At 70.1% G+C, this 13182-nt stretch carries 10 protein-coding genes; 8 read left to right on the top strand and 2 right to left on the bottom strand.

Going from position 1 to position 13182, the window contains the following annotated elements:
- Positions 1-113: 113 nt before the first annotated feature.
- The 8 genes from EHO50_RS30385 to EHO50_RS30350 are packed head-to-tail and all read left to right on the top strand — an operon-like array spanning position 114 to position 11113.
- Complete coding sequence (locus tag EHO50_RS30385) at positions 114-974, top strand: carbohydrate ABC transporter permease (RefSeq protein ID WP_128434399.1); 861 nt, start codon at positions 114-116, stop codon at positions 972-974.
- Complete coding sequence (locus EHO50_RS30380) at positions 971-1843, top strand: carbohydrate ABC transporter permease (protein WP_128434398.1); 873 nt, start codon at positions 971-973, stop codon at positions 1841-1843. The genes EHO50_RS30385 and EHO50_RS30380 overlap by 4 nt, the downstream gene beginning before the upstream one ends.
- A gap of 27 nt (positions 1844-1870) precedes the next feature.
- Positions 1871-2821, top strand: coding sequence for an alkaline phosphatase family protein (locus EHO50_RS30375; RefSeq protein ID WP_425472283.1), 951 nt, complete (start codon positions 1871-1873; stop codon positions 2819-2821).
- Positions 2818-5790: a glycoside hydrolase family 2 TIM barrel-domain containing protein gene (locus EHO50_RS30370; protein ID WP_128434397.1), complete on the top strand. Its 2973-nt coding sequence runs from the start codon at positions 2818-2820 to the stop codon at positions 5788-5790. Before EHO50_RS30375 ends, EHO50_RS30370 begins: the two co-directional genes overlap by 4 nt.
- A 45-nt stretch (positions 5791-5835) precedes the next feature.
- A complete protein-coding gene (locus EHO50_RS30365) occupies positions 5836-7665 on the top strand; it encodes a LamG-like jellyroll fold domain-containing protein (RefSeq protein ID WP_128434396.1) in 1830 nt (609 codons plus the stop codon).
- A 41-nt stretch (positions 7666-7706) separates the two neighbouring features.
- Positions 7707-9386 (top strand): PHP domain-containing protein, encoded by a 1680-nt coding sequence (locus tag EHO50_RS30360; protein ID WP_128434395.1) that lies wholly within the window; start codon positions 7707-7709, stop codon positions 9384-9386.
- Positions 9386-10234 (top strand): hypothetical protein, encoded by an 849-nt coding sequence (locus EHO50_RS30355; RefSeq protein WP_128434394.1) that lies wholly within the window; start codon positions 9386-9388, stop codon positions 10232-10234. The genes EHO50_RS30360 and EHO50_RS30355 overlap by 1 nt, the downstream gene beginning before the upstream one ends.
- A gap of 24 nt (positions 10235-10258) precedes the next feature.
- Positions 10259-11113, top strand: coding sequence for a PaaX family transcriptional regulator (locus EHO50_RS30350; protein ID WP_128434393.1), 855 nt, complete (start codon positions 10259-10261; stop codon positions 11111-11113).
- 100 nt (positions 11114-11213) lie between these two features.
- Here EHO50_RS30350 and EHO50_RS30345 read toward each other — a convergent pair whose 3' ends face one another.
- Together EHO50_RS30345 and EHO50_RS30340 are read right to left on the bottom strand one after the other, a co-directional pair.
- Entirely contained in the window at positions 11214-11669 is a 456-nt protein-coding gene (locus EHO50_RS30345) for a MaoC family dehydratase (RefSeq protein ID WP_128434392.1), read from the bottom strand.
- Between the two features lie 8 nt (positions 11670-11677).
- Positions 11678-13180 carry an acyl-CoA synthetase gene (locus EHO50_RS30340; protein WP_128434391.1) on the bottom strand — a complete coding sequence of 501 codons (1503 nt, stop codon included), beginning with the start codon at positions 13178-13180 and terminating at the stop codon, positions 11678-11680.
- Positions 13181-13182 lie beyond the last annotated feature (2 nt).

Raw genomic sequence — 13182 nt, 5'->3', positions numbered from 1 at the left:
ATCGTCGCCGAGATCGCCCCCGACTCGGCAGGCGAGGCGGAGAAGATCATCGACGTCGTCCGCAGTGCGATCGGCGAGGCCCATGGTCTGGCGGTGCGTGACGGCGGCAGTACCTGGCGATCTCGCCCTTCTACCTGGTCTTCCTCGCCTTCTCGTTCGTCCCCGTCTTCTATTCGCTGTATCTGTCCTTCCAGCGCTACGACGGCCTGGGCACCAAGCAGTTCGTGGGCCTGCAGCAGTACGAGTTCCTCTGGAACGACCCGGTCTTCTGGCTGTCGATCCGCAACACCCTGCTGATCTGGGTCCTGTCGACCGTCCCCACGCTGTTCGGCGCCCTGGTGCTGGCGACGCTGCTGCACTCGGTGCGCCGCTTCAAGGGCTTCTACCGCATCGCCCTGTACGTACCGAACGTCACGTCGATCGTCGCCGTGGCGATCTTCTTCGGCGCGGTGTTCAGCAACAACTTCGGTCTGGTCAACGCGATCCTGGGCACGGTCGGCATCCAGCCCGTTCCCTGGCTGAGCAATCCGTGGCTGATCAAAATCGTGATCGCCGCGTTGATGACCTGGATGTGGACCGGCTACAACATGATCATCTACCTGGCCGGCCTCCAGGCCATCCCGCAGTCGATCTACGAGGCGGCCAGGATGGACGGCGCCGGACCCATCCGGACCTTCTTCCAGATCACCATTCCGATCATGCGGCCCATCATCCTGTTCACCGTCGTCATCTCGACGATCAACGGTCTGCAGAGCTTCAGCGAACCCCAGGTGCTCTTCGCCAGCAACGCCGCCAACCAGAACCAGGGCGGCCCGGGCCAGGCCGGCCTGACCACGCTGCTGTACTTCTACCAGTCGGCCTTCCTCGACAACGACTACGGCTACGGCGCGGCCATCGTGTGGGCCTTCTTCGTACTGATCATCGTGCTAGTCGTCGTCAACTGGCGCATCGTGCAACGAGGGAGGAAGTCATGACGGCAGCTGCCACGACACAGCCGGCCACGGGTGCGAAGCGACGGCTGCGGCGTCCCAGGGGCCTGACCGCGCACATCCTCCTCGGCCTGGCCGTCCTGATCTCGGTCTTCCCGTTCCTGTGGACGATCGTGATGGCGACCAACACCACCAAGGACATCTACCAGAGCCCGCCGAAGCTGACGTTCGGCTCCCATCTGCTGGAGAACATCCGGCATGTGCTCGACACCATCGACTTCTTCGGGTCGATGCTCAACACGTTCGTCGTCGCGTGTGTCACCACGGTCCTGGTGCTGTTCATCGACTCCCTGGCGGCCTTCGCCTTCGCCAAGTTCGACTTCCCCGGGCGCAAAGTGCTCTTCGGCACGCTGCTGGTGTTCATGATGCTGCCGCTCCAGCTGGCCGTCCTGCCGCAGTTCATCCTGATGTCGGAGCTCGGCTGGGTCGGCATGCTCAAGGCGCTGGTCTGGCCCGCCCTCTCCAACGCCTTCGGCATCTTCTGGCTGCGCCAGTACATCGAGAACGGTGTGCCCGACGAACTGCTGGACGCGGCGCGCATCGACGGCGCCGGGTTCTTCCGCCAGTACTGGAACGTCGCCCTGCCGATGATCAAGCCCGCACTGTCGTTCCTCGCCATCTACGCCTTCGTCAACGCCTGGAACGACTACGTCTGGCCGCTGATCGTGCTCACCAACCCCGACCACGTCACGCTCCAGGTCGAGCTGGCCCAGCTCAACCTCGGCCACAACACCGACTACAGCATGGTCATGGCCGGTGTGCTCATGGCGGCCGTCCCGCTGGTCGTGGTCTTCACGATCTTCGCGCGGGGGTTCATCGCGGGCGCCACCGAGGGTGCGGTACAGGGCAGCTGAACCGGTGTCGAGAGAGAGGGGTGCGCCGTGGTGGATGCCGCCGGCGGGGGACGGTCCGGGCGCGGCAAGGTGCTCGTGGTCGGTATGGACGGCCTGCGCTTCGACCGGCTGACGCGCTCGCCGTCGACCGCACCCGTGCTGCACGGACTGATGGCCGCGGGTGCCGTCGGGATCAGCCTGCTGCCCTACGGCGAGGTGGACGGCCAGGCCGACGGCGGGCCGTCCACCAGCATGGCCTACACCGACTCCGGACCCGGCTGGTCGAGCGTGCTGACCGGGGTGTGGCCCGACCGGCACGGGGTGACCGGCAACGACTTCACCGGCGCCGACTACTCCCGCTATCCCGACTTCCTCAGCCGCGCCCGCACCGCGCGGCCCGGTCTGCGCACGGCGGCCGTGGTGTCCTGGCCGGCACTGGTCCGCCGCGGCACCCTCGGCCGCGCCATCGGCCGACGTGTGCGCCACAACGGCGAGTCCCGCGGCTACGAGACCGCGGACCGCCGCGTCGCCCGCACCGCCGTACGCTGGCTCACCAAGCACGACCCAGACGTCGTGTTCGTGTACTTCGGCGCCACCGACGAGGCCGGCCACGCCACCGGCCCCCTCAGCCCCGCCTACGATCAGGCCCTGCTCACGCAGGACGCCCACCTCGGGCGGCTGCTGGAGGCGATCGACGCCCGACGCTCCGAACCCGCCCGTGCGGACGAGCAGTGGACCGTGCTGGTCACCACGGACCACGGACATCTCGACTCCGGCGGCCACGGAGGCGACACGCGTGCCGAGCGAGAGGTCTTCGTCGTGCTCGCCGGGCCCGGCGTGCCCGCCGGCACCCGGCTGGACACGCCCCGCCTCATCGACATCGCCCCCACCGTCCTGGACCGCCTCGGCATCCCCCTCGACCCCGCCTGGGACCTCCAAGGCCGCATCCTGCCCGGCTCGACGTCACCGACGTCACCACCCCCTTCGGAAGGGTCATGACCGACGCACTTCTCGCCCTGCGCCCCTGGGAGGCACCCGAGGTGACCTCCTGGGGGCGGCTGCCCATGAACGCCGTCGACCGGCGCTCCGGAGCACTCCCCCTGGACGGCGACTGGCGCTTCCAGTTGCTGTCCGCTCCGGACGCGCCGGTCGACGGTCCCTGGTCCTCGTCGCACGTCCCCGGCGTCTGGACCATGCAGGACACGGACGACCTGCCGCAGTACACCAACGTCCAAATGCCCTTCCCCGAGTACCCGCCCCACTCCCCCGCCGCCAACCCGACGGGCGTGTACGAGCGCGAGGTGGACATCCCCGCCGAGTGGGCCGGACGCCGGATCGTGCTCCAGGTCGGGGCCGCCGAGAGCGTGCTGCTGGTGCACGTGGACGGGCGGCCGGTGGGCATCTCCAAGGACTCCCATCTGGCCGCCGAGTTCGACCTCACGGGGGTGGTCCGCCCCGGCTCGCCCGCGACCCTGCGGCTCACCGTCGTCAAATGGTCCGACGCCTCGCACATCGAGGACCAGGACCAGTGGTGGCACGGCGGGATCACCCGCTCGGTGCTGCTGTACGCGACGGATCCCCTCCACCTCGCGGACGTGACCGTGCGGGCGGCGTACAGCGGTGAACTGCGGGTCGACTGCCGGGTCCGGGACGCGGGCGGTGCACTGCCCGACGGGTGGTACCTCGCCGGCGAGCTGGACGGACAACCACTCGCGCAGGACGCGGAGTTCGACCGCGCGAACGTCGAGGACGAGCGCGTCTCCGACTTCCTCGGCGAGGCACGGCTGCTGACCACCGTCCCCGAGGTGCGCACCTGGAACGCGGAGACGCCCGAGCTGTACGGCCTGACCGTCCGCCTGCACCGCGCGGACGGCACGGTCGCCGACACCTCCCGCCACCGGATCGGCTTCCGGGACGTCGAGATCGTCGGCCGGGACCTTCTGGTCAACGGCGAGCGGGTCTTCATCCGGGGCGTGAACCGGCACGACTTCCATCCACTGACGGGCCGGACGGTGTCGTACGACGACATGCGCGCGGACCTGGTCCTGCTCAAGCGGTTCGGCTTCAACGCGATCCGCACCGCCCACTACCCGAACGACCCGACGCTGTACGACCTCGCCGACGAGCTCGGGTTCTACGTCGTCGACGAGGCGGACATCGAGTCCCATGACCACGCCCACGAGATCGCCGACGACCCGCGCTATCTGAACGCCTTCGTGGACCGGGTCTCACGGATGGTGCTGCGCGACAAGAACCACCCGTCGGTCATCATCTGGTCGCTGGGCAACGAGTCCGACTACGGTGCCAATCACGACGCGGCGGCCGGTTGGGTACGTAGGCACGACCCGACCCGGCCGATCCAGTACGAGGGGGCGGCCAAACTCGGCTGGGCGGACCCGGAGCTCGCCTCCGACATCGCCTGCCCGATGTACGCGCCGCTGGAGGACTGCGTCGCCCACGCGTTGTCGGGTGCGCAGACCAAGCCGCTCATCCAGTGCGAGTACTCGCACGCCATGGGCAACAGCAACGGCACGCTGGCCGACCACTGGGCTGCCATCGAGGCCACCCCGGGTCTTCAGGGCGGGTTCATCTGGGAGTTCTGGGACCACGGGATTCTGCAACACGTGAACGACGGAAGACCGGTCGGGCGTGGGGGCGCCGGGCTCTATGACAACGGTGTCGCCGCGCCCGGGTATCGCTGGGCGTACGGCGGTGACTTCGGCGAGACGATCCATGACGGCGCGTTCATCGCGGACGGCGTGGTGTTTCCCGACCGCACGCCCAAGCCGGCGATGTACGAGCACCGGGAGATCGCGGCGCCGGTGCGCATCGAGTGCTTCCGGCACGAGGGCGTCGTCCTGACCAACCACCAGCACTTCCGCGGCTTCGACTGGCTGGCCGCCGTATGGGTGCTGTCGCTGGAGGACGGTCGCACGCTGACCGCGCCGGCCGAACTGCCCGAGCTGTGCCCGGGTGAGACGGCGGCGGTGCCGCTGCCGTTCGCGCTGCCGGAGGACGGCGGCGAGGCGTGGCTGACGCTGCGGGTGACGACGGCGCAAGACCTGCCGTGGGCGCCGCGCGGCACGGAGGTGTGCGTGCCGCAGGTGCTGCTGCGGGCGGCCGATGTGCCCCAGGAGCCGGTCGCGGCGGGTTCCTTGGCGGCCGCGGGTTCCATCGAGGCCGCGGGTTCCGTCGAGGCCGCGGGTTCCGTCGAGGTCGACGACGAGGGGCTCCTCGTCCATCCGCTGCTGACGGCCGCCCCGGCCCTGTCGCTGTGGCGGGCGCCCACCGACAACGACGAGCTGGGCGGCATGGCGCAGCGCTGGCGGAGCTGGGGGCTCGATGCCCTGGTGCGCAAGGTCGTGTCGGTGCGCGAGGACGCCGGACGTGTGACGGTGGAGGCCGAGTACGCGGGAGCGGCCGGTGTCGTACGGCACCGGCAGGTGCTCACACCCGTCGCGGGTGGCGTCCGCGTCGAGGAGGAGGCCGAGCTTCCGGAGGCGTTCGACGACGTGGCGCGAGTCGGCACGGTCTTCGAGACGATCGCGGGGCTCGACCTGCTGGACTGGTTCGGGCAGGGGCCGTGGGAGTCGTATCCCGACCGCAGCGCGGGGGCGCCGGTCGGCCACCACTCCGTCCCCGTCGACGGCCTGTTCACCCCTTACCTGCGCCCCCAGGAGAGCGGCGGCCGCCACGGCGTACGGCGGTTCACGCTGTCCGCGCCGGACGCCACCGGCCTCGCTGTGGTGCTGGACGAGCCGCGCCAGGTCTCCGTCACCCGCTACCGCGCCGAGGACCTGACCGCCGTCACGCACCACGACGAACTGGTGCCGCGCCCCGGCTGCGTGGTCCACATCGACGCGGCGCACCGCGGCCTCGGCACGGCGTCGTGCGGCCCGGACACCTTCCCCTCCTACCGCGTCGCACCGGGCGTCCACCGCTGGAGCTGGACCCTGCGCGTCCTCTGAACTTCCTTTGGACTTCCTCCCTCTCCCACTCTTCATGGAGCACCCATGTGCACTTCGCATGCGCACGACCAGGGCGAGGCCGCGCAGGCCGGCGCCGCAAGACGCAGTTTCCTGCGGGCCACGGCACTGATCGGCGCCGCTGCCACCGCCTCGGTCGCGCTGCCGACCGTGGCCGAAGCGGCATCCGCGGACGACTGGCGGCCCGACTCGGACAGCCGTCGCTTCACGCTCGCCGTGATGCCCGACACCCAGTACCTCTTCGACGGCCCGAGCATCGACAAGGCGCCGGTCGAGGCGTCCCTGCGCTATCTGCTGGAGCACGGCCGCAAGGAGAACATCGTCTTCCTGTCCCACCTCGGCGACCTCACCCAGAACGGCACCCAGCCCGAAGTCGCCGCGATCAGTGAGGCGTTCCGGCTCCTGGACCGGCGGGGCGTGGGCTACAGCGTCCTCGCCGGCAACCACGACGTGAAGTCGTCGACGGACGACCAGCGCGGTACGACGCCGTATCTGGACGCCTTCGGGCCCAAGCGGTTCCAGGAGAAGAAGACGTTCGGGGGCGCCTCCCCCGACGGCTACAACAGCTTCCACCTGTTCAAGGCCGCCGGCCGTGAGTGGATGGTGCTCGCGCTGGACTGGCGGCTGTCGGCGAAGGGCTACGCGTGGGCCAAGGACGTCCTCGCCCGGCACCCGAAGACGCCGGTCGTGCTCACCACGCACGAGCTGGTCGTCGAGGACGACTCCCTGTCGGCGTACGGGCAGCAGCTGTGGGACCAGCTCATCGAGGACCACGACCAGATCTTCCTCACCCTCAACGGGCACTACTGGCCCGCCGGCCGGGCGACCCGCAAGAACGCGGCGGGCAACGACGTACACCTGCATCTGACGAACTACCAGAACCGATACTTCGGCGGCGCGGCGATGATCCGCCTGTACCGCTTCGACCTCGACCGGAACGTCATCGACGTGGAGACGGTCTCCCCGTGGATCCTGGGCCGGGCCGCCAAGGGGCTCAACGAGCTGGAGCGGCAGGAGATCGAACTCAGCGGTGACGCCGACCGGTTCAGCGTCGAGATCGACTTCGCCGACCGCTTCGCCGGCTTCGACCCGGTGCCCGCACGTCCGGCGCGCCCCGCGTCGCGGATGCTGATCCCGGGCACGGTGGCGTACTGGCGATTCGAGCAGCCGGTGGAAGGCAGCACGGTCCGCGACCTGTCCGGACGCGGCAACGACCTCACGCTCGTCACCGTGGGCGGCGGCAAGCTGGGCTGGTCCGCCGATCACCACCCCGATCAGCCCGGCCACGGCAGCCTGGAGTTCCAGGGTTTCAAGTCCCCGCTGAAGGGGGCGTATCTGCGTACGGTCGACGGGGCACCGCTCAACTCGGCGACGTTCCGGGACGGTTACACCGTCGAGGCGTTCTACCGCCTCCCGGCCGACTGGGACCCCTCGCACAACGCCTGGTCGGGCCTGGTCAGCCGGACGGGCACGGGCGGTGCCGCCGGCAAGACCGCCGACGACCCGGACGAGCCGCTCGCCACGCTCTCCCTGTCGAACGACCGCGAGCCGCAGTGGGCGATGCGCCCGCTGAACCAGCAGGGCATCGCCACCAACTGGGCTCAGGAGACCCCGCTGGAGACCTGGTGGCACCTCGCGGTCGTCAACGACGGCGAGCACACCACGATGTACGTCGAGGGGTGCCCGGTGGTCCGCAATCCGAAGGCGTCCGCGGTCGGCATCACCTCCGTCGGCCTGCCCTGGCTCCTCGGCGGCTACGAGTACGGCGGCAAGATCGACCAGATCCTGTACGGCCGCCTCGGCGACGTCCGGATCGTGGCGCGGGCGCTGCCCGTCAAGTCCTTCATGACCCACTGAGGCCCTTCACCGAGCTTCACCGACGCGCTCCGAGGACCACCATGACCGAGCAGCAGCTCCCCACCTGGGCCGACCCGTCCGTCGCCCCCGCCTTCCTGGACGCCCAGGGCGTCTCCCGCCGCGGGCTCCTGCGCCGCGCCGGCCTGTTCGGCGCCGCCTTCGCGCTCGGCTCCGCGGCCGTACCCGCGACAGCGGCCGCGGCCCCGGCCGACCGCCGGCTGGGAGGCGACGACCCCCGCCTCGCCTACCTCGTCGGCGACCACCACATCCACTCCGTCTACAGCCACGACGCCAAGTACACGTTCTCCCAACTGGCCGCCGCGGGCGCCAAGTACGGGCTGGACTGGATGGTGTTCACCGAGCACTCCAACTTCGGGCATGCTCGGTACGGCGCCCCGCTGGAGCACGAGGAGATCCTCAAGGCGCGCGCCGAGAACCCGCGCCAGCTGATCTTCCAGGGCCTGGAGTGGTACATCCCGGCCGCCGAGCACTGCACGGTCTTCGCGGCACCCGGCGCGCACGAGGTCGACCTGCTCACGCAGTTCGAGAGCGCCTACGACGGCAAGCTGCTCGGCTACACCGACGGCTCCGCGGCCGGCACGGACACCGCCCGCAACGAGGCCCACGCCGTCAAGGCCATCCAGTGGCTGGCCGAGCAGCGCCGCACCGGCTACGTCGACGACGTGCTCGTCCTCGCCAACCACCCGATGCGCCTCGGCATCGACTCCCCGCACGAGATGCGCGCCTGGCGGGACGCGGCCCCCGAGATCATGATCGGCATGGAGGGCGCACCCGGCGCCCAGGGCGCGGCCATCCCCGGCTGGCGCGGTACGACCTCGATCCGCGGCGAGTACGAGAACAAGCCGTCGGCCCAGTCCTGGGCCGGCTATCCGGCGGACGCCTATCTGACGTACGGCGGTTTCGACTGGGCGACGGCGACGGTCGGCGGTCTGTGGGACTCGATGCTGGCCGAAGGCAGCCTGTTCTCGATCACCACGAACTCCGACGCCCACCGCATCGTCTTCGACACCTGGAAGAACGGCGACTGGCCCGCGGGCCAGAACTTCGACAACACCGGCAAGCTGCCGGACCCGGTCGACACCGCCACCCCGCAGCCGGGCAGCGACTTCTGGCCGGGCCAGTTCAGCCGCACCCACGTCGGCGTCACCCGCTACGGCTACCGCGCGGTGATGGCGGGCCTGCGCGCGGGCCGGGTCTGGCTCGACCACGGGCATCTGCTCGACGGCCTCGACGTCCGCCTGAAGCGCGACTGCGACCTCGGCCGGGGCGTCACACTGGGCGGCCGGCTGCGCGTACGCAAGGGCGAGAAGCTCACGCTGTACGTGACGGTCACCACCGCCTCCCGGCCCAACCCCCAGGGAATCCTCCCCGAGTTGGCGCACGTGGACGTCGTCCGGGGTGCTGTGCGCGGCCCGGTGACCGACCGGGACACCTGGCAGGCACCGGACACCAAGGTCGTGCAGACGAAGGACGTGAGCGGCCGCAAGGGCACCTACACCCTGCGCATTCCGCTGACCGCCGGGGACGAGTCCTTCTACGTCCGGCTGCGCGGCAGCGACGGCAACCGCCACGGCTCGGGTTACCTCGGCGCGTCGGTCGACCCGCACGGGCCGATCCCGCACGAGCCCGGAAACGGTGACCCGTGGGCCGATACGTGGTTCTATTCGAACCCCGTGTTCGTCGACGTGTCAGGAGCCTGATGAAGCGTCATCTCCGCACCCCGGTCTGCTTATTGGCTGCCGTCGCGCTCGGCGCGGGCACCGCGTCCGCCGCCGGCGATCCGCACTGGGTGAACACCGGCACGGCGTACACGGACACGCTGGGCGGCGGGCAGGGCCTGGCGAGCCGCGCGGACGGCTCACTGCTGTACCGCGGGCTCGCCTCCATCCCTCTGGACCTGCGGATCAAGGGCTGGAACCACGTCGGCGACCCGGACATCGCACGCGGTCACACCTTCGACGCCTACCAGGGCCCGGACACGGCCACGTCCAAGATGTTCGCGGTGACGACACCGGCCGGGAAGCGCTACGAGTACGTCCACCGGCTCAATCCGGGCGAGAAGCTGAACAACTCCTTCGCCACCGTCTCACCCGACGGCCAGTGGCTGGTGTCGGGTGAGTGGGGGGAGCAGAAGAGACTCCAGGTCTTCCCCGCTCCCCTGCTGAACCCGGCCACGCCCCCGACGGGCGGGGATCTGAAGGAGGCCTGGCAGATCACCCTGGACAGGCCGGTGCGCGACATCCAGGGCTGCGACTTCGTGACGGACACCCGGCTGGTGTGCGCCTCGAACGACGGCTCGGGGACGCTCTTCCCGGAGATCCGCCCGCTGCTGCAGGTGGATCTGGAGCGCAAGGTGGACGGTCAGCCGATCACCGGCACGGTGAGCAGCCTCTTCGCCCTGCCGCAGCGCAGCGTGTGCTCGGGCACTTTCGAGGCGGAGGGCGTCGACTACGACGTGAACAGCGGCACCCTGCGCACGCAGATGATCCCGCCCGGCGTGTGCGCGGTGGCGACGGCCGTCTCCTCGTACGGGCAGGTCACGGACTGATCGACGAGAGGTACCGTGGGCCGCGTGACCGGTGAAGAGGCGCTGCGGCCCCAGTCCCTCATGCTGACGTTCCTGGGCGACCAGGTGCTCGGGCGGGACGTCTGTGTGTACTCGGGCAGCGTCATCGGCGTCTTCGCACGCGTGGGCGTCGGCGAGCAGGCGACCCGCTCGACGCTGACCCGGATGGTGAACCGCGGTCTGCTGCGCCGCCAGCGCGAGGGCCGCCGCATGTACTTCGGCCTGACCGAGCATTCGGAGACGGTCCTGCGCGACGGCGAGCACCGCATCTGGCAGACCGGCGCCGTCAACCGGCACTGGGACGGCAGCTGGACCCTGCTCGGCTTCTCCCTCCCGGAGTCCTGGCAGCGCCAGCGCCACGACCTGCGCTCCAAGCTGACGTGGAACGGCTTCGGCCCGCTGTTCAGCGGCCTGTGGATCGCGCCGGGCGAGGTCGATGTGTCGTCGCTGGTGGCCGAGCTCGGCCTGTCCGCCCATGTGAAGGTGTTCCGCGCGCACGCCGACGCCGGTATGGACATCGGCGCGATGATCGAGGAGACCTGGGAACTGGCCGAACTGGCGGCGCGCTACGAGTCGTTCGCGAGCCGTTGGCAACCCTGGCAGACCGAGCTGCCGGAGGCCGACGACGCCCTCGCGCTGCGGCTGCGGCTGCAGGCGGAGTGGCTGCGGGTCATCCGCCAGGACCCACGGCTGCCGGTCAAGCACCTGCCGGACGACTGGCCCGCGGAGGGAGCCGAGAAGACCTTCCGGGCGGTGCACACCGGGCTCACACCGCTCGCGGACGAGGCCGCGGGGCGCCTGCTCGACCTGGTCGCGGTGCGGACCCGGAACGACGACTCCACGACACCTCCGGGTAAATGACCTGCCCTGCCGGAAGGGGCTCGCCTCCGTGCAGGACGACCTGAACGGAGACGGGCTCATGGTGTGTGGGGTGCTCCGCCGGGCGAATCGCCGTCCGGGCTCAGGCGTAGAACCGCGACAGGCTCTGCAGCACCGCCGCCGGCTTCCCCCCGCCCTCGACCTCGATCGTGCCGTCGACGGTGATCTGCACCCCGCCGGGCACCTCGTCCACCTCGGCGAGCCTGCCGACCAGCCGTATGCGCGAGCCGACCTTGACCGGGGAGGGGAAACGCACCTTGTTCAGGCCGTAGTTGACCTTCGTGGTGACGCCCTGGACGTCCAGCAGCTCGGTGAAGAGGGGGATGAAGAGGGAGAGGGTGAGGTAGCCGTGGGCTATGGGGGCGCCAAACGGGCCCTCGGCCGCCTTCTGCGGGTCCACGTGGATCCACTGGTGGTCGCCCGTGGCGTCGGCGAACGTGTTGATCCGCTCCTGGGTGATCTCGATCCACTCGCTGGTGCCAAGGTCGCTGCCCGCGAGCTTCTTCAGTTCGTCGAGGCCGTTCACGGTGATGCTCATGGGGTTCCTTAACTCTTGCCGTACCGGGTACGGACTCGGGACTTGAGGAGTTTTCCTGAGGCGGTGCGCGGGAGTTCGTCCGCGAGCACCACCGATTTCGGGATCTTGTACTTGGCGAGCCGTCCGGAGAGGGAGGCGAGGACCTCGTCCGGATCGAGCGCGGCGCCCTCGCGTGGGACCACGACCGCGCGCGGCACCTCGCCCCACTTGTCGTCCGGCACCCCGATCACCGCGCACTCGACTATGTCCGGGTGGGCGAGGAGCAGGTCCTCGATCTCGGCGGGGTAGATGTTCTCGCCGCCGGAGATGATCATGTCCTTGATGCGGTCGACGATGAAGACGTACCCGTCCTCGTCGACGCGGGCCGCGTCCCCGCTGCGGAACCAGCCGTCGGCGAAGGAGGCGGCCGTCTCCTCGGGCAGGCCCCAGTAGCCGGGCATGACATGGGGTCCGCGGACCATGACCTCGCCGGTTTCGCCGGTCTCCACCGGTGCGAGGTCCGGCCCCACGACGCGTACGTCGCTGAAGAAGTGCGGTACGCCCGCCGAACCCGCCTTGCTCACCGCGTGCTCGGCGTCCAGGAACAGCGTCCCCGGGGCCGCCTCCGTCATGCCGTAGCCCTGGAGGAAGGTCAGCCCGCGCTTCTGGTAAGCGGCGATCAGCTGGGTCGGGACCGGGGAGCCGCCGCAGGTGAGGATCCGCAGCGAGGACAGGTCGGCCTGCGCCCAGCGCGGGTGCCGGGCCACCTGGTCGAACATCGCGGGGACGCCGAACATGAAGGTGATCCGGTGCCGTTCGATCAGGTCGAAGGTGGCGTTCGGGTCGAAGGCCTCGACCAGTACGCAGGTGCCGCCCTTCAGCAGGACCGGCAGGGTCAGCATGTTCAGGCCCGCCGTGTGGAACAACGGCGCGGAGACCAGGGCGCGTTCGTCGGCGATCAGGTCATGGTCGATCAGGACGTTGATCGCGTTCCAGGTCAGGTTGCCGTGGGTGAGCATCGCGCCCTTGGGGCGGCCTGTCGTCCCCGAGGTGTACATGATGATGCAGGTGTCGTCCGCGCTGACCGGCGCGTCGATCGGCTCCTCGGCGGCCGAGGCGAGCGCGCCCTCGTATTCGGCGCCCACTTCGATGTACGTACGGACGTCGGTGCTGCCCGGCAGCCCGGCGACGAGTCCGGCGTGCGAGGGGCCGTAGACGAGGGCCTTCGCGCCGGAGTCGGCGAGTTGGTAGGCGATCTCGGGGCCGGCGAGGCGGATGTTGAGCGGGACGAAGACCGCGCCGAGCGTGCCGGCCGCGAACAGGGTCTCCAGGTAGGACGGGTGGTTCGGGCCGAGGTAGGCGATGCGGTCGCCGCGGCGCACGCCCCGGTCGCGCAGGGCGTGGGCGAGGCGTGTGGTGCGGGTGTGGAGCGTGCCGTAGTCCGTGGACGACTCGCCGTGGATCAGGGCGGTGCGGTGGGGGGTCTTGCGGGCCCGGCGTGCGGGCCACGACCCCAGTCCCTCGTTGCGCATGT

Origin of the sequence: Streptomyces cyaneus, from assembly GCF_004028635.1 — a bacterium.
Classification (GTDB): domain Bacteria; phylum Actinomycetota; class Actinomycetes; order Streptomycetales; family Streptomycetaceae; genus Streptomyces; species Streptomyces cyaneus.
This window is presented reverse-complemented; position numbering and strand designations above follow the sequence as displayed.